Raw genomic sequence first — 19602 nt, 5'->3', positions numbered from 1 at the left:
TGTTCGATCTAGCTGTCGGTCGGCTGTTCGAGGAAGAAGCGCAGCATCTCGCGACTGGCATCGGGACCGCGCGGGTCCGTGTGGCTGGCAAGAGTCTCGCCGCCCGACCAGGCATGACCCAGCCCTTCGACCAGCCAGAGCTCGGCCCGCAATCTGCCTGCCGAATCCAGATAGCGGGTCCGCTCGACCGGGCGCCTGGTTCCCGTGCCCAGTTCGTCCACCACGGCGCGCACGCCGGGATTGGGGCCCAGCGCCTGAGCGATGATCGCGCGGGCATTGGCGGGATTGACCGTCTTGTCCACGGCCCCATGAAAGACAATTGTCGGATGGCCGACGCCCGGTGGCAGGTTCGCGAGGGATGGCCCCTCACGCATGACCGATAAGGCTTGGGCGGCATTGGTCGCCGATTTGAAGGGCAGGCCGGCATTCACCCCGACCGCCGCGAAGAGGCTGGGATAGGTCTGCCCCAGGACCATGGCGGCAGCACCACCGGCGGAATGGCCGGCGGCGAAGATGCGGCGGCGGTCGACGCCATAGTCGCGCATGATATCCTCGACAATGCCGGCCATGATGGCGGGCTCGCCACTGCCTTGCGCCTGATCTTCCTTCCGAAACCAGTTCCAGCAGCGTTGCGGGTTGGCGGCGCCGGCCTGTGCCGGATAGGCAACCAGGATCTGCAAATCCTCGGCTAGATGGTTCATGCGCGTGCCCTCGGCGAAATCGTCGGGCGCCTGAGTGCAGCCATGCAGCATGAGCAGCAGCGGCATCTCCTGACCGCGATAGCCGGCCGGCACATAGAGCTTGTAGCGCCTCGTACCGGTCGGACCGTCATGGTCGCGCCAGAGAAAGCGCCCCGGCGGGGCGGCCGGCCGTTCACGCGTACGCGGCATGGACGTGGCCGTGCCCAGCCCCTCCATCAAGGCAGAACTCGCCTCCTTGAAGTTGCCGGACTGGGTGAGCTGCGCAGCCTTGCGCAGAATCTTGCCGAACTCGCGCATCATTCACCCTCGTTCTTGCCGTTGGCCGCGTCAGCAAACGGTTGGGGCAGATTTTGTCACGCGGCAAGGTAGGACGTCATGGTCGCGCTGTCGCCAGCCGCCATGGGCTGCACCATGCGGACATGGATATTTCCTATCCTGAAAATACATATGATGACCTGAAAGGGAGGCAATCTTGATGGAAAGCGCGGTGCCGGGCTTCTTCACGCATTTCGCCATGCGGCCAGTATCCAGTGCCAACCTGGAAGAGATCCTGGCCGAGCCGAATGCGCCTCGCTACGCCATTCTCTTTCTCTGGGGCCGGAACTGCCCGAACTGCGAGGTCGCCAAGCGCGCCTTGATGCAGCAGCCGGAGCGCTTCCAATGGCAGGACGTGCGCTGGCTGCATGCCAATGTCTATGACGACCTGGACATGGCGACCCGTTTCGGCCTCCACGGCATTCCGACCTTCTTTCTCTTCAAGGGGGCCAGGAAGGTTGGCCGGATCACGAGCTGGCCCGGTATCAGCGAGTTCATCGCCGGCATCGATCGGCAGCTGACCCAGCCCTTGAGCTGAGCTCGGGCTTCAGGTCCGGTAGTCGGGCTCCAGGCGGTCCAGCGTCCGGCGGACCGAAGCCAGATGCAGCCTGGCTGATTCGTCGCCACCGCCCTGCATCTGGCGTGCCGTCGCCTCGGCGACCTCCCTGTCGACCGGCAGAACCTGGCGGCCGGTCGAGAGTGCCAGCGTCTGCACCTCGCAGGCGCGCTCGAGATAATAGAGATCGTCCCAGGCAACGGCGATTGAGGGGGCCAGGACCATGACCCCGTGGTTCTTCATGAAGACGATATCGGCATCGCCCGCCGCGGCGGCGATGCGGTCGCCTTCGCGCTCGTCGAGGGCAAGGCCGTTATAATCGGGATCCACCCTGGTCCGGCCATAGAATTTGAGCGCGGTCTGACCGGCATAGATCAAAGGATCGCCCTCCGTCATCGAGAGCGCGGTGGCGTAGGGCATGTGTGTGTGGAACGCGACCTTCGCCCGCGGCAGGGCCTTGTGGACGCGGGCGTGGATGAAGAACGCCGTGGCTTCGGGCTCGCCGTCGCCGGCTACCACATTGCCGTGAAAGTCGCAGACCAGGAGCCCGGACGCGGTGATCTCGCGAAACGCGTAGCCATAGGGATTGACGAGGAAGAGGTCGTCATAACCTGGCACCAGGGCCGAGAAGTGATTGCAGATGCCTTCCTCCAGCCCATGGCGCGCGGCCATGCGAAAGCAGGCCGCGAGATCCCGCCTTGCCTCCCAGACGGCCTCGGTGTCGAGATCGGGTTGGTTGGAGCCGTGCGGGCTCTCCGCCGACAGGGATCGTGCCATCTTGCGGGCTCCTGGCTTCCAGCTCGAGATTGCGGCGAGCGCTCCCCGTCCGTGCGGGGAGGCTCCAGGGATCAGCTATGACAGCAGCTGGATCCGCCTTTGTCGTCAAAGGCGCTGCAGCTTGCGTGATTGACCGAGGGCGGCAGGTCGATCACGGGATTCTGGTCGAAGAAGCCGGCGGGCATCAGCTTGAAACCGCAGACGACGCAGGGCTGAACCGGGTGATCCTCCTGACGCGGCAGGTGATGCAGGCCGAAGGAGTGCCAGAGCACGATATCCGTATTCTCGACTGGGCGATCCTTCTGCATCCAGGCCTCGAGCCCGTCGTCGCCCGTCGACTGATTGACGAACTCGCCGGCGGGGAAACGCTCATTGGGCGCGAAGGGCGTCACCCAGAGCTGGTGCTGGATGAAGCGGCCGCGTTTGCCGGAGACGCTGTCCGGGTGGGTGAAGGCCTTCACGGGCGAGGTCGCCTCGAGCTTGAAGCCGACCGGCGTGCCGACCCAGTTGGTCTTCTCGGGGTTGATCACCTTCCAAAAGCGCATGCGGTCGAAATCGACGTCCCGCATTGCCTCGAGCTCGCTCTTGAGCACCCGCTGCTCGACATAGAAGGCATTGCCGTAGGGGTTTTCGGCGCTGCCCATGGGGGGCACGATGGTGTCGCATTCGACGACGGTGTTGTTCGGCCCGTCGATCTCGACGTCGAGCCTGGCACAAAAAATGTGCTGGTGGATGTGACCGACAATGCCGGGGGCAACCTCGGTGCCGAACTTGCCGGGCTGGCCCGGGTGGCAGGCGGCCGTGTTGATGATGCCGGTTGCCTTCATCTCATATTCGATACGGCCGTCCTGGTGGAGATACCAGTAGGAGGCATATTCGTAATTGCCGATGGTCGAGATCGACGAGATGACGAGCTTCCTTGCCCGGCGCACGTCGGTCCGCTCGGTGCGGACGTCGAAATGCTTCCAGGCCAGGCCGTCGTCTTCCTCATGCAGGCAGATGCAGTTCTCGATGGTGCGCGGATCGCCGAACAAGGTTGGCACGACGGCGTCGAAATAATGGATGACGCCCAGGCAGTCGCAGCCGAGCTTCAGGGAATTGGCCATGCGGCCAAAGCCGATCTCGCCGCTGTCAAAGACGTTCTTGCGGTAATGCGAGCGCTCCGGCGTGCCGTAGGGCACGACCATTTCCGCGATCGAGGCGCGATAGACGAGCGGCCGCCGCTGGCCGTTGTGGGTGTAGCCGATCGTGTTCAGGACCAGACCCTCGCGGCCGTTGAAGCCCACATGGAAGTCCCAGTTCTCCCAGGTGACCTTGTTGCCCTCGACCTTGAAGCCCGGACCTTCGGGTTGCACGACATTCAAAGGCGCCGAAGGTTCGCGAAAGGCAGTGAGCAGCGATGCGTCATAATTGAGCGGCGTCATCGGCACGGGAATATAGTCGCCGTTCTCGGCGAAATGGTCCGTCACCTCGAGGATCGTCAGATCCGAGAGGTCGACCAGGGCGTGCAGCCCCTCGACGGGATGGGCATAGTAATTGTCGAGCTCGAAGGCGCGCATCCAGATGAAGCAGTTGAGTACCCGCCGGCCGCTCTCGATGGTATGGCCGAAGCTACCCACGGTCCATGGGTCGACGCACATCAAGTCGAGCTTGTCGAGGATGCCGCGTCTTGCCAGGGCAGCCTGGAAGCGCGAGTCGGCCTTAACAGTAGCCTCGATCGCCAGGACTTCCTCGACCGCGACCATGGCGCGCGCCTCGGGCAGGAAATGCTCGTCCAGGATCTCCCTCTTGCCGAGATCGATCCGGCCCTGATGCACGCCCATGACGCCACGCCGATAGACGTTGTAGGTGGCGATTCGCTGGATCGGCGCGCCGGGCTTGAAGCCGCGTACGACGTCCTTGGCCGCTTCCTCGAGATCGATCGTCTCTACCCGCAGGTCGTCGCCCCAGTTGTAATGCGCGCGGATGATAGACGCCGCATTGCCGATCTCTTCGACGCTTAGGGGATCGAGGGGATGGGCAATGCTCGTGGACGGGCGGCTGCCCGCATCCAACGACAACGACATGATGGAGAGTCTCCGGTGCTTACCATGGCGGCCAAAACCACGCCGCGACCTAGTGGACGTTTAATCAAACAAGAAGCGTGCCGCCTGCCAGCCTTCTGCGCCGGCGGCGCGCAATCAGCCCCGAGGGCCGGCTTGATGACCCGGCGTTGAGCAGCTCTGGCTAATTCTTGTCCAGGGCGGCGCTCGTCCGGAGAGCGAGCTCTACCTATCTTAGAAGGGCGGGGATGCGGCAAGGGGCGAGGACAATGCGACAGCTGGTGCTACTGCGGCATGGCCAGAGCACGTGGAATCGGGAGAACCGTTTCACCGGCTGGACGGATGTCGATCTGTCCGAGCAGGGTCATCGCGAGGCGGAGCGCGCAGCCGAGCAGCTAAGGCGCCATCATCTGGCACCGAGCATCTGCTACACGTCCTATCTCCGTCGGGCGATCCGCACCCTTTGGATCGTGCAGGAGCAGTGCGACTGGATGTGGTTGCCGACACGGGCGCACTGGCGATTGAACGAGCGCCATTATGGCGCCTTGCAGGGGCTGAACAAGGCCGAGGCCGCGCGCGATGTCGGCGAGGCCCAGGTGCATCTCTGGCGCCGCAGCTTCGATGTCGCTCCACCCCCCTTGCCCGACGGTGATACGCGGCTGCCGGATCAGGAGGCGCGCTACCGTGCGATCGGCAAGGAGGCTATGCCGCGAGCGGAAAGCCTGAAGGACACGATCGCGCGCACGCTTCCCTACTGGGAGGAGGCCATTGCCCCGGCCCTGCGCGCAGGTCAGACACCCCTGGTGGTGGCGCATGGCAACAGTCTGCGCGGCTTGGTGAAATATCTGGACGGGATTGCCGACGATGCGATCGTCGATCTCGAGATCCCGACGGGCCAGCCTTTGGTCTACGAGTTGGATGATGCGTTGCATCCGCTCCGTCACTATTATCTTCGCGACCTTGAGGATGCCTGAAGACGATGTGATCTGGGCGCGGCTGCGCGCCAGCCCGTTTCGCGCCAAATTCAAGCTCTCGGCTCACGATCGCGATTATCTGTACGCGAAAGGGCTGGCGGTTGTCCTGGCGCATGCCGCGGAGTTCATCGACCGCCGGTTGGCGCCAGGCAAGCCAGCACGGGATGGCCGCCAGACGCCTTGGCAGGGTCACCCCGTCTTCACGGCTCAGCACGCCACGGCCACCTGCTGCCGCTCCTGCCTCGCGAAATGGTACGGTATTGAGAAGGGCAGTGCCCTGACGCCCGCCGATCGCGCGCGTGTCCTGGCCCTGATAGAGCGCTGGCTTCGTGCACAATCCGCGGGCGAGGAAGCACCGACGGCGCGCCAGCTCGACCTGCTCGGCCAGGAACCGGACGACTAGGCGCCAGATCGGTAGGCCTCAGGCTCGATCAACCTTGCGTCGATATCAGAGGCTAGCCAGAAGGGGACGGCCGAAGGAATAAAACCACGACGTTAGATATCGGTTATTGATGTGCGGCATGCGTCGCCGCTTGTTGAAAATGCGGAGCCCAACCAAAAATTGGACTTATCCGGCGTGTATTCAGAATAAAATCCTATAATTTCCATATATTGTCGACATTTTGAGCTGAATCATTTTTTCTTTCGCTATCAGAGGTTGCTTACGTTATTTGTCGAGCATGTGGATGATCAGCGCATTGAGCGCCGTTCCGATATCGTTCTTTGCGCTTCATGGTTGATGGACGAGGACGGAGAAGGGCTTTGACGGCTGATAGATTGACGCTGTCGCAGACGTCGTTGTTCCGACGCGTTCGCGCGCGGGCTCCGGCTTACATGCGATACGTGCGGGAAAAGCCCTCCTGGCTTGTGATGTTCATCTGTGCGCGGACCCTGGCCGGACGGCGTCTCGAGCGCCTGCTGCACCGGGCTGCCTATCGTCATCCCCGTCCGGCAACCAGCCACCAGCTCTCGCCCATCGATCTGGACAAAGCGGTCGACGGACTGGTCACACAGGGCGTCTTCATTGGCCTGCGGCTCGAGGACCAGACGGTCGCGGCCATCAGGAACTTTGCGCTCGCAAAGCATTGCTATGCGCGCGACCGGCAGGACCAACCCTTCCTGCCCGAGGATGTCGAGAGCGTGAACAGGACACGGGAGCGCGATGTAATCGCTGCCTATTATTTCGAGGCCGTGGAGGAATCTCCGGAGATTCGGAGCCTGCGGAACGATCCGGTGCTCTTGAGCATCGCCGAGGCTTATCTGGGGCAAGAGCCGATCTGGAACCGTACGCGTCTCTGGTGGAGCTTTCCCGCCAAGCGGGTGTCGGACGCGGATCTGCATGCGGTGGCGCAGGACAAGTTTCACTTCGACATGAACGAGTGGCGCACGCTCAAATTCTTCTTCTACCTGACGCCCATCGACGAGAAATCGGGCCCGCATCGATGCATTGTCGGTAGCCACAGGCGACGGCCGTTGCGCCAGCAATTCACGGTGACCGTCGGTCGTCCCACGGAGGAACTGGAGGACGTCTATGGCGAGGAGGCCTTCCGGACGATCATCGGGGAGGCCGGGACGGGTTTTGCCGAGGACCCGTTCGTCTTTCACACGGGTTCGCTATGTGAGGACAAGCCGCGGCTGATCCTCGAATTCGAGTTCGGTGCCAGGCCGGCCAATCCCAGCTACGAATATGGCCGATTGGGATGATCGGCCGCGCGGCCTGATCAGGATGGGTCCAAGGGCAAAAGGCCCAGATTCTCGCGCAGCGTGCGGCCCTCATAGGCTTGGCGAAACCGTCCCCGCCGCCTGAGTTCGGGCAGGACGAGCTCGATGAAGTCGTCGACGCCCGGCGGCACCGTGGCCGGGCAGAGATTGAAGCCGTCGGCCGCGCCTTCGTCCATCCAGCGTTCCATGTCGTCGGCGATCTCGTTTGGCGTGCCGACCAGGATCCGGCCGCCATTGCCCGCCGCCGCCCGCTCATAGAGCTGGCGGATAGTCAGATTTTCCGTTTGCGCTACCTTGTAGAGATCAGCCGCCATGCTGCGCATGCTGGGATTGACGGGTGGCGGGACCGGTCCGTCCAGATCATGGTCGCGCAAGTCGCCCATATGGTTGTAGAGCGTGGCCAGGCCCGTGAGCGGATGGATCAGGCGCTGCAGGAAGGCCAGCTTCTCCGCGGCTTCCTCCCGGGTGTGGCCCACATAAGTCGTGATGCCGGGTAGGATCAGGAGATCCTCCGGCCGCCGGCCGTGCCGGACCGCGCGCGCCTTGAGGTCGGCGTAGAAGGCCTTGGCTGCATCCAGCGCGTGTGGCGCCGAATAGATGACGTCGGCATAACGGGCGGCGATCTCGCGGCCCTGCTCGGAGGCACCGGCCTGGACGATGACCGGGCGCCCCTGCGGCGTGCGCGCCGAGTTCAGCGGTCCGCGCACCTTGAAATGCTTGCCCACATGGTGCGGCACATGCAGCTTGGCCGGATCGTAGAAGACGCCGGATGCCTTGTCGCGGATGAACGCGTCCGGCTCCCAGCTGTCCCAGAGCTTGGTGACGACCTCGACAAACTCCAGGGCCCGCTCATAGCGCTCCTCGTAGCCCAGATGCGCATCGCGATTGAAGTTCCAGGCCTCCTGCTCCGACCAGGAGGTGACGACGTTCCAGCCGGCCCGACCGCCCGAGATATGGTCAATCGAGGCAAATTTGCGGGCGATATGGAAGGGTTCGTTATAGGTGGTGGAGGCAGTCGCCACGAGGCCCACATGGCTGGTGCAGGCGCCAAGGGCCGCCAGCAGCGTCAAGGGTTCAAGCTCGGCATTCTTCATGTCGCGACAAAGCGAGCCCTCGGGCTTGTCGTCGGCGCGCACGCCGATGCCGTCGGCAAAGAAGACCATGTCGAACCTGGCGGCCTCGGCCTTGCGGGCGCTCTTGAGGAAATAGTCAAAATGGATGGCACCGTCGGCCGGCACGTCCGGATGGCGCCAGGCCGCCATGTGATAGCCCAGATAGCGGAGCGACAAGCCGAGCTTCATCTGGCGTGGGTCGGCCAAGGGTGGTCTCCTTCGAATGACCTGCCAAGCTCCGAGGGTGGCGCCTTAGAGGCGGCGGGAAAAGGGGTGTTCGCGCATGGAAGCCGCGATCCTTGCAAAGGACGTCTCCTTGCCGGGATTGCCAAGCCTGTCGCAAGGGAGGAAGGGAGTGGGGAAGTAGGTAAATCGGGAAAGCCTTTGCCCATGAGCTTCGACCCCAAGCCCGCCGCCGCCCGTCTCCTCCAGGCCCGTGCCGATGGCGTCTGGCTGACCAGTCTGCCGGCCGGGGAAGCGCCGGCCAGCGACCTTGAGGCCTATCAGGTGCAAGACGAGGTCGCGGCCGGGCTGGGCGGCCGGATCGTCGCCTGGAAGGTGGGAGCGGCCAGTCCGACCGCCGAGCCCAATTGCGCGCCCATCCTGGCCGAGACCTTCTTCGACGACGTTGCACGACTGCCGGCCGCGATGTTCCACAAGATCGGCATCGAATCCGAACTCGCCTACCGTTTCGCCAAGGACCTTCCCGCGCGCGAGGCGCCCTTTGGCGAGGAGGAGGTCCGGGCTGCCATCGGCTCGATCCACCCGGCGATCGAAATCGTCGATCTGAGGTTCGAGGTCTTCAAGAGCCAGCCGGCACCGGTCCATTTGGCCGACCAGGGCAATCACGGCGCGCTGGTCATCGGCCCGGGGCTGACCGCCTGGCAGGATGTGGTCTCGATCGCCACCCATGTGCACCAGGAGATCGACCACAAGGTCACGCATGACCAAGTGGGCGGCAATTCTGCCGGCGAGACGATGCGGCTCCTCGTCTGGCTGGCGAACCACGTGGCCGCCCGCCATGGGGGCCTGAAGGCCGGCGACGTCGTCACCTCCGGCTCGACCACCGGCACCATCTTCGTCGACGCGCCGGTCGAGATCACGACCGTCTTCGACGGCGTCGGCTCCATGGAGCTGCGGATCGACTGATCGCCTGACGCGCCGGCGTGACGGCAGAGGTCCGGCCCCCTCGTGATCAGCGGTGCCATGCGAGGTGCTGGAAGTCGCGCATTCTCGATCCGGAGCCCGCCTTGGACCGCCATCGGCTTCAAGGCAAGGCCTGAAGTCCACCATGGGCTTGATGTACAGGAAGGGAACGCTTCGATGATGGCCTTTCATATGATCGCCGGCGGTCCCCGGCCGGTGGCCCCCTTCAGCCACGCCGTCGAGGCGGAAGGTTTCGTCTTTGTCACCGGCCAGATGCCCGACACGCCCGAGGCGCCGGGCGTGCTGCCGGAGGGCATCGAGGCGCAGACCCGGGCGGTGATGGCCAATCTTCGCACAGTGCTGAACGGGCTGGAGCTCGATCTCGAGCACGTCGTCATGGCCAGGATCTATCTTACCCGCTTTAAGCAGGACTACGCCGCCATGAACGCCGTCTGGAGTTCCTTCTTTCCCGCCGGCCGCCTGCCGGCCCGGACCTGCGTGGGCGTCACGGGCCTTGCCTATGACGCCCTGATCGAGATCGATCTCGTGGCAAGCCGGCCCGGCTGAGCCCGCCTTATTCCGCGGGCTGGGCGAGGCCGCTGCTAGGCACGTCTTGGACCCGGCGGCGGCCCGCCAGCTTGCGGATCACCGCATAGAAGACGGGCGTGAAGATGAGGCCGAAGACGGTGACGCCCAGCATGCCGGCAAAGACGGCCGTGCCCAGCGACTGGCGCATCTCGGCACCAGCACCCGTCGCCCTGACCAGCGGCACCACGCCTAGGATGAAGGCGAACGAGGTCATCAAGATCGGGCGGAGGCGTATCCGCGCGGCGGCGATCGCCGCCTGGCCCGGTGCGGCACCTTCATCCTCGTTCTGCTTGGCGAACTCGACGATCAAGATCGCGTTCTTGGCGGCCAGGCCGACGAGCACGACGAAGCCGACCTGGGCCAGGATGTCGACGCTCATGCCGCGTATCAAAAGGCCGGTCACCGCGGCCAGAAGGCACATGGGCACGATCAGGATGACGGCCAGCGGCAAGGTCCAGCTCTCATACTGGGCCGCCAGCACGAGGAAGACGAAGAGGACCGAGGCCGCGAAGATGAGGAGCGTGGTATTGCCCGCCACCTTTTGCTGGAAGGAGAGGTCGGTCCACTCGAAGCTCATGCCCGGTGGCAGCGTCGCCCGCGCCGTCTGCTCCATGGCCGATAGGACGTAGCCCGAGGAGACGTTTGGCAAGGCATTGCCCTGGACCTCGGCCGCCGGATAGAGATTGTAGCGTGGCACGCGGTAGGGACCGGTGACGCTCTTGAAGTTGGCGATCGACCCGATCGGTACCATGGCCCCGCTCTCGTTGCGGGTCTTGAGGCGGCTGATGTCCTCGGGCGAGCGGCGGAACGGCGCGTCCGCCTGCGCGGTCACCTGGTAGGTGCGGCCGAGATAGTTGAAATCGTTGACATAGGCCGAGCCCAGATAGACCTGGAGGGTTTCGAAGAGCTTGGCCGGCGTGACGCCCAGTTTCTCCGCCTTGAGCCGGTCGAGATCGGCGTAGATCGTGGGCGTCTTGGTGCTGAAGAGCGAGAACACGCCGACCAGTCCAGGCACCTGATTGGCGGCAGCGCTAAGGCGCTGGGCGGCTGCCTCGAGGGCCTGGGGCCCGGCGCCGTCGCGGTCCTGGACCATCATCTTGAATCCGCCGGCCGTGCCGATGCCGCGCACGGGCGGCGGCGGAATGGTGATGATGAAGGCATCGTTGATGCCCGCCAGGCGCTGGCGCAGGCTGGCCAGGATGACGTCCGCCGTCAGCCCCTGCTTCTCCCGTTCCTCGAAGGGGGCCAGCGAGGAGAAGATGGCGCCGGCATTCGAGGCGTTCGTGAAGGTGGCGCCATCGAAGCCCGAGAACGGTACGACGTGGCGAACGCCCGGCACGTCCAGCATGTCGCGCGCTGCCTTGAGGACGACCTCGTCGGTCCGCGCCAGCGAGGCGCCCGGCGGGAGCTGGATGACCGTGATCAGGTAGCCCTGATCGAGATTCGGGATGAAGCCGCGGGGCGCGCGGTTGAACTGGTAGCCCGTCAGTGCGATCAGGCCGGCATAACCCACAAGCACGATGATCGAGAGCCGGATCAGGCGCGAGGTGAGGCGCCCATAGCGGTCCGAGAGCCAGGCGAAGACGGCGTTGAAACCTTTGAAGAAGAGGGTGATGGGCCGCGCATAGATGGGCGTCTTGCGACGATGCGCCTCGTGCACGTGTGGCTTGAAGAGCAGCGCGCAGAGAGCGGGGCTCAGCGTCAACGAGACGAAGCAGGAAATGACGGTCGAGGCCGCGATCGTGACGGCGAACTGACGGAAGAACTGGCCCTGGATGCCGGATATGAAGGCCGAGGGTATGAAGACGGCGCAAAGCGTGAGAGCGATGGCGATGAGCGCCCCGCCCACCTCGTCCATCGTCCGGTGCGCCGCCTCCCGGGGCGAGAGCCCGGCATGCAGGTTGCGTTCGACATTCTCGACGACGACGATGGCATCGTCGACGACGATGCCGACCGCCAGCACCAGGCCGAACAAGGAAAGGTTGTTCAGCGAGAAGCCCATCGCCAGGAGGACGGCCAGCGTGCCGACCAGGGAGATCGGGATGGCGATGATCGGCACGATCGAGGCGCGCCAAGTCTGGAGAAAGAGAATGACGACGATGACGACCAGGACGATCGCCTCGATGATGGTCTTGAGAACCTCGTGCACCGATTGCGCGATGAACTCGGTCGGGTTGTAGATGATGTCATAGGCCAGCCCCGGGGGGAAATCCTTGGCAAGCTCGGTCATCGTCGCGCGCACGCTGTCGGCGGTCGCCAGCGCGTTGGAGCCTGGTTGCTGGTAGACGAGGATCGGAACGGCGGACTGCGTGTCGAGATAGCCGTTGCTGCCATAGTCCTGGGCGCCGAGTTCGACCCGGCCGACGTCCCGCACGCGGGTGACGCGGCCCTGGCCGTCGGACTTGATGATGATGTCGGCGAATTGGGCGGGCTCGGTCAGCCGGCCCAGCGTCTGGACGTTCAGCTGGAAAGCGCCATCGTCGGCGCCGCCCGGCATGGGTGGCTGATTCAAGATGCCGGCCGAGACCTGGACGTTCTGCGCGCGCAGCGCGTTGACGACGTCGCCGGCCGTTAGATTATAGGTAGCGACCTTGTCGGGATCGAGCCAGACGCGCATCGCATAGTCGCGCGCGCCGAAGACCTGCACGTCGCCAACGCCCTCAAGCCTCGCCAGCACGTCCTTGACGCGCAAGGTGGCGTAGTTCGACATATAGAGTTGGTCGCGCGAGCGGTCGGGCGAATAGAGATGCACCAGGATCAGCATGTCCGGGCTGCTCTTCTTCACGACGACGCCCTGGCGCTGGACCTCGTCGGGCAGGCGCGGCAAGGCGATGGCGACCCGGTTTTGCGTCAACACCTGGGCGGTATCCAGGTCGGTGCCGAGCCTGAAGGTGACGGTGATGGTGAGCTTGCCATCGCCGGTCGCCTGGCTGCTGACGTAGAGCATGTTCTCCACGCCGTTGATCTGCTGCTCGAGCGGCGTGGCGACGCTCTTGCTGACGGTTTCGGCCGATGCGCCGGGGAAGGTCGTGGTGATCTGCACCGTGGGCGGCGCGATCTCGGGATATTCGGCCGTCGGCAGCGCGAAATAGGCGGCGGCACCCACGATCGTGATGAAGACCGAGAGGACGGCTGCGAAGATCGGCCGGTCGATGAAGAAGTGGGACAGGCGCATGGGGGCTCCTCAGCCTTCCGGTTGCGGCTCGATCGAGCCTGGCGCCGGTGTCACCTTGGTGCCGGGACGCGCCAACATCAGGCCGTTGATGATGACCTGGTCGGCGGGGGCCAGGCCGGACTTGACGACCCGCAGCCCGTCGACCAGTTGCCCGAGCTCGACGGGCTTGGGGACGACCGTGCCGTCCGCCTTGACCGTCAGCACGAGCTGCGTCGACTGATCGAGCATGACGGCGGCATCGGGAACGAGGAGCGTGCTCCGCGCGGCCGAAGTAGGCAGGCGCAGCCGGGCGAATTGTCCGGGGGCGATGAAGAGATCGGGATTGGGAATGTCGGCCCGGGCGTGGATGGTGCCGCTGGCACGGTCGATCTGGTTGTCGACGAAGCTGAGCATGCCCTGGCGGGGCCAGCCTTTCTCGTCGCTCAGGCGGACATCCACCTTGCGATCGATCGCCGTCGGGCCGACGTCCTGCTGGTAGCGGCGAAAGGCCAGATAGTCGCTCTCGCTCATCTCGAAATCGAGATGGATCGGATCGAGCGAGACGATCGTCGTTAGAAGCGTCGAACTGGAAGCAGTCTGGCCACCATTGACGAGGCTGCCGATCGAGGCCCGATGCGTGCTGATCTTGCCGCTCAAGGGAGCGATGACATGGGTGAACTCGACGTTGAGCGCCGCTGCCCGGATGGCGGCCTTGGCGTCGTCAAGGTCGGCTTGCGCCGATCGCTGCCCTTGGGTCCGCTGGTCGAGCAACTCGCCCGAGGCGAAGTCGCTGCGCTTCAGCTCGGTGGTGCGCGAGAGCTGCTTGTTGGCAAGTTCGAGGTTGGCCTGGGCCGTCTGTAGCCGGGCCTGCGCCTGCTGCAGCTGAATTTCATAGGGGCGGGGATCGATGACGAAGAGCAGATCGCCCTTCTTGACGATCTGGCCGTCGGTAAAATGGATCTCGGTCAGGTAGCCGCTCACCTGCGCGCGGATCTCGACATAGTCGACCGCCGAGAATTGGCCGGTGAATTCCGTCGAGCCGGCAACCTGGCGCTCCAAGGGGTGGGCGACGGTTACCTGAGGGGGTGGAGGTGCTGCGGCGGTCTCGGCCGCATCGGTGCTTTGGCTGAACTGCTCGAAGCTCAAGACACCGCCGACGGCCAGAAGAGCCAGGAAGCCGGCTCCCAGCCAGCGACGGGCATGTCGGGGGCTGGTTCGGGCCGCGACAGGGGAAGAGGGAGGGGTCACACTCATCGTGCCTCGCGGATCGAGAACACCGCGCGGCAGCAATAGAATTACTTACCAAGCGGTACAGATTAGCGCGAAGTAAGAATGGTGGTGCACTGCGTCAAGGTCGTGCCCACGAAAATCATGAGAGGCCGCGTGCGACCTTTAGGCGGCGACGGATTTTCCGGCGCGCTTTGGCGTTGTGGTGGGCACTGGCCAAGCCCGAATCGCCAAGGCGGCGATACGCTTCAGGTCGGCGGCATCCGCGCCGCCCGCGGCCTGGATCGACATGCCCTGGATCACCGTTGCCAGATAGCGGGCGAGGTCACGGGGCTCGATATCGGGCGGCAGGTCGCCCTCGGCCCGAGCCTTGGTGAAGCGCTCGCAAAGCCGCGCCTCGCCGCTGATCCGGCAATCATCCAGTGCACGACGGATCGCCTCGGTCTTCTCGCTGCGGCATTGGACGATCATGCAGCCCGAAGGGTTGCATGGGTCGGCGATGCGTTCGATGACGATGGCCAGAAGGCGTTCGGCGACGCCTCGCGTCGTGGGCTCGGCCAGGGCGGTATCCATCTTTTCCCGGGCGCGCGCGTAATAACGATCCAGCGACTTGCGAAACAGCGCTTCCTTGTTCCCGAAGGCGGCATAGAGGCTGGGACGATTGATTCCCATGGCCGCCGTCAGGTCGGAGAGCGAGGTCCCCTCATAGCCCTGTTGCCAAAAGACGAGGAGTGCCTTGTCCAGGGCCTCGTCAATGTCGAACGCGCGCGGTCGACCGATGGCCACGACCGATGCTCCCTAACTAGACGATGGTGTATATACGCAACAGTTGGGCGTATATAAAGTCCCCCGAGAGGCAAAGGTCGCCCATGGTCTGTGCCGGGATCATAGGCGGCCTCGCTTGGCTGACTTAATCGGCGATGGTCAGCCGGACGGGGACGTTGTTGCGGGTGGCATTGGAGTAGGGGCAGACTTGGTGCGCTTTTTCCACCAGCGTCCGCGCGACTTCGGCCGGCACGCCCGGAAGTTTGACGTCGAGCGCGATGTCGAGCCCGAAGCCGCCTTCCGACCGCGGCCCGATGCCGACTGAGGCGGTGACACTGGCGTCGTTCGGCACCTTCGCGCCGCCTTCCGTCGCCGCTACGAACTTCATGGCGCCGATGAAGCAGGCGGCATAGCCGGCGGCGAAGAGTTGCTCGGGATTGTTGCCCGGGCCGCCGGCGCCCCCCAGTTCCTTGGGCGTCGTCAATTTGACGTCGAGGCTGCCGTCATGCGTTGCGGCATGGCCGTCGCGACCGCCGGTGGCGGTGGCCTGGGTACGGTATTTCACATCGACTGACATTATCGTTTCTCCTTGGAGGAGTCGCCGTGGGATCGGCGGCCCTGGGGTGAGGTCAAAAGACAAAGCGAACGGCGCGCTCAGCGGGCGAAGGCCTGGCGGAGCACTGTCGCTGCCTGGTCAATCGCCGCCTCGCTGGCCGGTGTTGCCGCCAGCGCGTTCAGCATGACGAAATCGTGGATGGTGCCGTTGTAGCGGGTCGAGGTGACGCGCACGCCCGCTGCTGCGAGCTTTCTTGCATAAGCCTCGCCTTCGTCGCGCAGCACGTCGTTCTCATCGGTGACGACGAGCGCGGGCGGCAGGCCCCGAAGTTGCTCGATCGTGGCGTTCAGAGGCGTGGCGATCGGATTCTGCCGTGCCGACGCGTCGGGCAGATAGGCATTCCAGAACCACTCCATGGCAGGCTTCGTCAGCCATGGTCCGTCGGCGAACGTCTGGTAGGAGCCATTGTCGAAATTCGCGTCCGTCACGGGATAGAACAGGACCTGGCTCAAAAAGCGAGGGCCATGCCGCTCTTTGGCCAGGAGCGTGAGGGCCGCTGCCATGTTGCCGCCGACGCTGTCGCCGGCGACGGCCAGGCGGGTGGGATCGATGCCAAGCGACCGGGCATGGTCCTGGATATGCACCGCCGCAGCATAAGCCTGCTCGATCGCGACGGGGAATTTTGCCTCGGGCGAGCGATCATAGTCGACGAAGACGATCGCCGCCTTGGTCTTGTCGGCGAGCTCGCGCACCAGGCGATCATGGGTGTTCTTGTCGCCCAGGACCCATCCGCCGCCGTGCAGGTAGATGACGGCCGGCAGGTCGCCCTTGGCATGCTGCGGCCGAACGATGCGGATCGCGACCTTGCCGGTCGGGCCGACCGGAAAGCTGGTATCCTCGATGTCGACCGCTGGCTTGGCGACCTTGCCCGCCTGCGCTCCCGCCAGCACATTGCGGGCGTCCGCCGGGCTCAGCTGGTAGATTGGCGCGCCGCCGCCCTTGGCGAGGGCGTCGATGAAGGCTTGCGTCGCGGGTTCCAGGACCGGGGCTGCCAAGGCCGCCCCGCTCGTGACGGCAAGCAGCGCCGCCGCTGCCACGGTTTTGCCGATGATGCTCATTGATTGATCTCCTTTGGCTGACGTTTCGCAGCGGTCCTCGTAGGTCGTTGCGCCGTCGCCAATTCAGATAGTGCGCAATTAAATTGCTCACAATTTAATTCATTCGCATGCCAGGCATGCGCTAATAAATTGCGCGCAATCCCTTGGCCGTCCCCATTTCTTCAAGGATTCGAGCTGGGAGAGGACGCATTGGTGACAACGAAAGAGATCGCGCTCGAGGAGATGCTCTGCTTCTCGCTCTATACGGCGGCACATGCGATGAACCGGGTCTACAAGCCCTTGCTGGAGAAACTGGGCCTGACCTATCCGCAATATCTGGTGATGCGTGCGCTCTGGGCCAGCGAGGGGCAGACGGTCAAGGCGCTGGGGCAGACGCTGTTTCTCGATTCCGGCACGCTGACGCCGCTCTTGAAGCGGCTGGAGGCAGCGGGTCTCGTTCGCCGGATGCGCAATCCTGCAGACGAGCGCGAGCTGAGGCTGGAGCTGACCGAGGCCGGCAGGGCATTGCAGGACAGCGCGCGCCCGGTGCCGGCGCGTGTCGCCCAGGCCGCGGGCTGCGGGTCGACGGAGCTGGCCAGGCTCACTCGCGAGATCCGGGATCTTCGCGCCAGGCTGGACACGTTCGCCGATACGGCCGAAACGGCAGCCGCGAGTTAGCGGGACGATCTTTTGACAGGAAGCCGGCCCGCCGATCCGAGCGCGGAGTGCCTTGCATGATCGATGATACCGCCGGCGAGGGCCCGCCGCTTGCGGGCCACGTACCCTTCCTCCTCTTCTGGGTGGCACGCGTGCTGGCGGGCATGGGCTTGCAGATCGTTGCCGCTGCAGTGGGCTGGCATGTCTATGACCTGACCCACAGTGCCATGGCGCTGGGGCTCGTCGGCTTGGCGCAGTTCGCGCCGATGGTGCTCTTGACCCTGCCGGCCGGCCAGGCCGCGGATCGCTTTGATCGCCGCTACGTCGTCGCCGTCTCGCAGACCTGTGCCGGGCTGGCCGCGCTCGTTCTGACGCTGGGGAGCCTGGAGGGCTGGCTGACGACGGGCTGGATCTACGCGGCCGTCATGGTCGTCGGGGGTGCGCGCGCCTTCCTCAATCCGGCCATGGCGGCCCTTCTGCCGGGGTTGGTGACGACCGAGCAATTCCCGCGCGCCTCCGCGCTTTCGAGCTCAGCCAACCAGGCGGCCACCATCGCCGGTCCGGCGGCCGGCGGCGTGCTCTTCGCCTTCGGTGCCGGCGTGCCCTACGCGCTCACTGCCTTCTGCTTTCTGACCGCGGCGTTGCTCATGCTGGCGATCCGACCCTTGCGGCGGCTTGAGGGCGTGAAGGGCGCGCGGCTGGCGGATCTGTTCGGCGGCATCGCCTTCATCAGACGGCAGAAAATCGTTCTGGGCTCGATCTCGCTCGATCTCTTTGCCGTGTTGCTGGGCGGGGCCACCGCCCTCCTGCCCATCTATGCCGACCAGGTGCTGCACGCGGGCGTGCTTGGCCTGGGATTTTTGCGCGCGGCACCGGCGGTGGGCGCCATCGCCATGGCGACTTGCCTGGGCTTCAGACCGCTCCGCGCGCGGGTCGGCCGGACGATGTTCGCGGCCGTCATTGCCTTCGGTTTGGCCACCATCGTCTTTGGCCTGTCGCGCGATCTCGTGCTTTCCCTGGTGGCCCTGATGGTGATGGGGGCGGCAGACAATGTGAGCGTGGTCGTGCGCAGCTCGCTCGTGCAGCTGGCAACGCCGGAGGCGCTGCGCGGGCGGGTCAGTGCCGTCAATTTCCTCTTCGTCGGCACGTCCAATCAGCTGGGCGAGTTCGAATCGGGCCTGCTCGCGGACCTCATCGGCGCGGTCCCGGCCGTGGTCCTGGGCGGGATCGGGACGATCGCAGTGGCCCTGTTCTGGATCCGCCTGTTCCCCGGCCTGGCTCGCCTCGAGAGCTTTGCCGAGGCAGCCAGGCTTGGCGACAGCCAGCCGATCGGCTGACGCATTCAGCGCTACATGATGCCGGTTTCGCGGAATATGGCCTCCGTGCTCTGACCGCCCTGGATCCGGCGGCGTACCTCGTCCTCGCCCTCCACTTTCGCGAGCGCGGCCAGGACGATCTCCTCGACGCGGTCCCCGGGGATCGCCAGGACACCGTCGATGTCGCCGACGATCATGTCGCCTGGCTGGACGACGGCGCCGTTCTTGAAGCCGATGGGACAGCGGAAATCGATCACGCGGCCGCGCAGGCGCTGGTCCTGGGCATAAGCGCCCTTCGAGAAGACAGGGAAATCGAGGGCCAGGATCTCGCGCGTGTCGCGGTGAAAGCCATCCAGGACGGCGCCGGCGGCGCCGGCTTGCTGCGCCTTGCGGCTCATCAGGCCGCCCCAGAGGGCATAAGTGGGCGAAGCACCGGTCGTGACATAGACCTCGCCCTGGCAAAGATCATCCAGTGCCTTGAACATGAGGCCGAAGGCTGCGGGTGAGCCATCGTTGCCAGTGGTGTCGCCGTGGCAGTCCGCCTCGAGAACAGGCATCGCGCGCCCGATCAGCATCCGATCCTTGAGCCCGCGAATGGTGGGCGGCAGGAACTGATGGAGCAGACCGAGCTGGTCCATGACGTCGCCGATGACGGCGGTGAAGAGCTTGGCCTCGATCCGTTCGCGCAGTTTTCGGTCGTCGGGCGGCATGGTTGCCCCTCCATTTTTTGTCAGCCTCGGGCGCTATCATGAAAAGCGTGGGGGCTGAGGTCGAGGACGGCCTTTTCGAAAAACTGTCAAAATTCTCCCCCATCCCTCTTGCGTTGGGTGAGAGTGGGGGATAGATAGCTCCACACCAACGCGGCGGTACTCGCTGCCGCGAAGGAAAAAGTCGTCT

At 64.8% G+C, this 19602-nt stretch carries 18 protein-coding genes; 8 read left to right on the top strand and 10 right to left on the bottom strand.

Annotated features, from left to right (window positions below; genetic code table 11):
• Positions 1 to 8: 8 nt before the first annotated feature.
• The gene (locus CFB17_RS15335) at positions 9 to 1001 is read right to left on the bottom strand and encodes an extracellular catalytic domain type 1 short-chain-length polyhydroxyalkanoate depolymerase (protein ID WP_207762126.1); all 993 of its coding nucleotides are present in this window, start codon (positions 999 to 1001) and stop codon (positions 9 to 11) included.
• A gap of 175 nt (positions 1002 to 1176) precedes the next feature.
• Here CFB17_RS15335 and CFB17_RS15330 point away from each other — a divergent pair, with 175 nt between their 5' ends.
• On the top strand, positions 1177 to 1554 hold the full coding sequence (locus tag CFB17_RS15330) for a thioredoxin family protein (protein WP_243389908.1): 378 nt from the start codon (positions 1177 to 1179) through the stop codon (positions 1552 to 1554).
• A gap of 9 nt (positions 1555 to 1563) precedes the next feature.
• Here the strand turns inward: CFB17_RS15330 and CFB17_RS15325 are convergent, their stop codons facing one another.
• Both CFB17_RS15325 and CFB17_RS15320 read right to left on the bottom strand, forming a co-directional pair.
• Entirely contained in the window at positions 1564 to 2349 is a 786-nt protein-coding gene (locus CFB17_RS15325) for an aldolase (protein ID WP_088562453.1), read from the bottom strand.
• 71 nt (positions 2350 to 2420) lie between these two features.
• Positions 2421 to 4415 (bottom strand): primary-amine oxidase, encoded by a 1995-nt coding sequence (locus CFB17_RS15320; protein WP_088562452.1) that lies wholly within the window; start codon positions 4413 to 4415, stop codon positions 2421 to 2423.
• Positions 4416 to 4660: 245 nt separating this feature from the next.
• On the opposite strand from CFB17_RS15320, the gene gpmA reads away from it, so the two are divergent.
• From gpmA to CFB17_RS15305, 3 genes are all read left to right on the top strand, one after another.
• A complete protein-coding gene (gene gpmA / locus CFB17_RS15315; RefSeq protein ID WP_088562451.1) occupies positions 4661 to 5365 on the top strand; it encodes a 2,3-diphosphoglycerate-dependent phosphoglycerate mutase in 705 nt (234 codons plus the stop codon).
• The gene (locus tag CFB17_RS15310) at positions 5358 to 5768 is read left to right on the top strand and encodes a DUF4186 domain-containing protein (RefSeq protein WP_088562450.1); all 411 of its coding nucleotides are present in this window, start codon (positions 5358 to 5360) and stop codon (positions 5766 to 5768) included. Before gpmA ends, CFB17_RS15310 begins: the two co-directional genes overlap by 8 nt.
• 431 nt (positions 5769 to 6199) lie before the next feature.
• A complete protein-coding gene (locus CFB17_RS15305) occupies positions 6200 to 7069 on the top strand; it encodes a phytanoyl-CoA dioxygenase family protein (RefSeq protein ID WP_165769643.1) in 870 nt (289 codons plus the stop codon).
• 17 nt (positions 7070 to 7086) lie between these two features.
• Here the strand turns inward: CFB17_RS15305 and CFB17_RS15300 are convergent, their stop codons facing one another.
• On the bottom strand, positions 7087 to 8388 hold the full coding sequence (locus CFB17_RS15300) for an LLM class flavin-dependent oxidoreductase (protein WP_088562504.1): 1302 nt from the start codon (positions 8386 to 8388) through the stop codon (positions 7087 to 7089).
• 201 nt (positions 8389 to 8589) lie between these two features.
• Between CFB17_RS15300 and CFB17_RS15295 the strand changes: the two genes are divergently transcribed.
• Both CFB17_RS15295 and CFB17_RS15290 read left to right on the top strand, forming a co-directional pair.
• Positions 8590 to 9348, top strand: a complete 759-nt coding sequence (locus tag CFB17_RS15295; RefSeq protein ID WP_088562448.1) for a 2-keto-4-pentenoate hydratase — start codon at positions 8590 to 8592, stop codon at positions 9346 to 9348.
• A gap of 177 nt (positions 9349 to 9525) precedes the next feature.
• A complete protein-coding gene (locus tag CFB17_RS15290; protein ID WP_088562503.1) occupies positions 9526 to 9912 on the top strand; it encodes a RidA family protein in 387 nt (128 codons plus the stop codon).
• A gap of 7 nt (positions 9913 to 9919) precedes the next feature.
• Here the strand turns inward: CFB17_RS15290 and CFB17_RS15285 are convergent, their stop codons facing one another.
• The 5 genes from CFB17_RS15285 to CFB17_RS15265 all read right to left on the bottom strand — a co-directional run bounded on the left by CFB17_RS15285 (position 9920) and on the right by CFB17_RS15265 (position 16753).
• A complete protein-coding gene (locus tag CFB17_RS15285) occupies positions 9920 to 13108 on the bottom strand; it encodes an efflux RND transporter permease subunit (RefSeq protein WP_088562447.1) in 3189 nt (1062 codons plus the stop codon).
• 9 nt (positions 13109 to 13117) lie between these two features.
• The gene (locus CFB17_RS15280) at positions 13118 to 14341 is read right to left on the bottom strand and encodes an efflux RND transporter periplasmic adaptor subunit (RefSeq protein ID WP_088562446.1); all 1224 of its coding nucleotides are present in this window, start codon (positions 14339 to 14341) and stop codon (positions 13118 to 13120) included.
• 138 nt (positions 14342 to 14479) lie between these two features.
• On the bottom strand, positions 14480 to 15100 hold the full coding sequence (locus CFB17_RS15275; protein WP_088562445.1) for a TetR/AcrR family transcriptional regulator: 621 nt from the start codon (positions 15098 to 15100) through the stop codon (positions 14480 to 14482).
• A gap of 124 nt (positions 15101 to 15224) precedes the next feature.
• Positions 15225 to 15656: an organic hydroperoxide resistance protein gene (locus CFB17_RS15270; RefSeq protein WP_088562444.1), complete on the bottom strand. Its 432-nt coding sequence runs from the start codon at positions 15654 to 15656 to the stop codon at positions 15225 to 15227.
• Between the two features lie 77 nt (positions 15657 to 15733).
• Positions 15734 to 16753, bottom strand: a complete 1020-nt coding sequence (locus CFB17_RS15265; RefSeq protein ID WP_088562443.1) for an alpha/beta hydrolase — start codon at positions 16751 to 16753, stop codon at positions 15734 to 15736.
• A gap of 192 nt (positions 16754 to 16945) precedes the next feature.
• On the opposite strand from CFB17_RS15265, the gene CFB17_RS15260 reads away from it, so the two are divergent.
• Positions 16946 to 17410 carry a MarR family winged helix-turn-helix transcriptional regulator gene (locus tag CFB17_RS15260; protein WP_322112145.1) on the top strand — a complete coding sequence of 155 codons (465 nt, stop codon included), beginning with the start codon at positions 16946 to 16948 and terminating at the stop codon, positions 17408 to 17410.
• A gap of 56 nt (positions 17411 to 17466) precedes the next feature.
• Positions 17467 to 18726: an MFS transporter gene (locus CFB17_RS15255; protein WP_088562442.1), complete on the top strand. Its 1260-nt coding sequence runs from the start codon at positions 17467 to 17469 to the stop codon at positions 18724 to 18726.
• An 11-nt stretch (positions 18727 to 18737) separates the two neighbouring features.
• Here the strand turns inward: CFB17_RS15255 and CFB17_RS15250 are convergent, their stop codons facing one another.
• Positions 18738 to 19415 (bottom strand): RraA family protein, encoded by a 678-nt coding sequence (locus CFB17_RS15250; RefSeq protein ID WP_088562441.1) that lies wholly within the window; start codon positions 19413 to 19415, stop codon positions 18738 to 18740.
• Positions 19416 to 19602 lie beyond the last annotated feature (187 nt).

The organism is Arboricoccus pini, assembly GCF_900187945.1.
Taxonomy (GTDB): Bacteria; Pseudomonadota; Alphaproteobacteria; order Geminicoccales; family Geminicoccaceae; genus Arboricoccus; species Arboricoccus pini.
Note: the sequence above shows the minus strand (reverse complement) of the source record. Positions and strands in the feature narration are given on the sequence as shown.

Excerpts from the sequence above, each read along its gene's own strand:
- CFB17_RS15335 (WP_207762126.1), bottom strand. The coding sequence starts at position 1,001 with ATGATGCGCGAGTTCGGCAAGATTCTGCGCAAGGCTGCGCAGCTCACC.
- CFB17_RS15330 (WP_243389908.1), top strand. The coding sequence starts at position 1,177 with ATGGAAAGCGCGGTGCCGGGCTTCTTCACGCATTTCGCCATGCGGCCA.
- CFB17_RS15325 (WP_088562453.1), bottom strand. The coding sequence starts at position 2,349 with ATGGCACGATCCCTGTCGGCGGAGAGCCCGCACGGCTCCAACCAACCC.
- CFB17_RS15320 (WP_088562452.1), bottom strand. The coding sequence starts at position 4,415 with ATGTCGTTGTCGTTGGATGCGGGCAGCCGCCCGTCCACGAGCATTGCC.
- gpmA (WP_088562451.1), top strand. The coding sequence starts at position 4,661 with ATGCGACAGCTGGTGCTACTGCGGCATGGCCAGAGCACGTGGAATCGG.
- CFB17_RS15310 (WP_088562450.1), top strand. The coding sequence starts at position 5,358 with ATGCCTGAAGACGATGTGATCTGGGCGCGGCTGCGCGCCAGCCCGTTT.
- CFB17_RS15305 (WP_165769643.1), top strand. The coding sequence starts at position 6,200 with ATGCGATACGTGCGGGAAAAGCCCTCCTGGCTTGTGATGTTCATCTGT.
- CFB17_RS15300 (WP_088562504.1), bottom strand. The coding sequence starts at position 8,388 with ATGAAGCTCGGCTTGTCGCTCCGCTATCTGGGCTATCACATGGCGGCC.
- CFB17_RS15295 (WP_088562448.1), top strand. The coding sequence starts at position 8,590 with ATGAGCTTCGACCCCAAGCCCGCCGCCGCCCGTCTCCTCCAGGCCCGT.
- CFB17_RS15290 (WP_088562503.1), top strand. The coding sequence starts at position 9,526 with ATGGCCTTTCATATGATCGCCGGCGGTCCCCGGCCGGTGGCCCCCTTC.
- CFB17_RS15285 (WP_088562447.1), bottom strand. The coding sequence starts at position 13,108 with ATGCGCCTGTCCCACTTCTTCATCGACCGGCCGATCTTCGCAGCCGTC.
- CFB17_RS15280 (WP_088562446.1), bottom strand. The coding sequence starts at position 14,341 with ATGAGTGTGACCCCTCCCTCTTCCCCTGTCGCGGCCCGAACCAGCCCC.
- CFB17_RS15270 (WP_088562444.1), bottom strand. The coding sequence starts at position 15,656 with ATGTCAGTCGATGTGAAATACCGTACCCAGGCCACCGCCACCGGCGGT.
- CFB17_RS15265 (WP_088562443.1), bottom strand. The coding sequence starts at position 16,753 with ATGAGCATCATCGGCAAAACCGTGGCAGCGGCGGCGCTGCTTGCCGTC.
- CFB17_RS15255 (WP_088562442.1), top strand. The coding sequence starts at position 17,467 with ATGATCGATGATACCGCCGGCGAGGGCCCGCCGCTTGCGGGCCACGTA.
- CFB17_RS15250 (WP_088562441.1), bottom strand. The coding sequence starts at position 19,415 with ATGCCGCCCGACGACCGAAAACTGCGCGAACGGATCGAGGCCAAGCTC.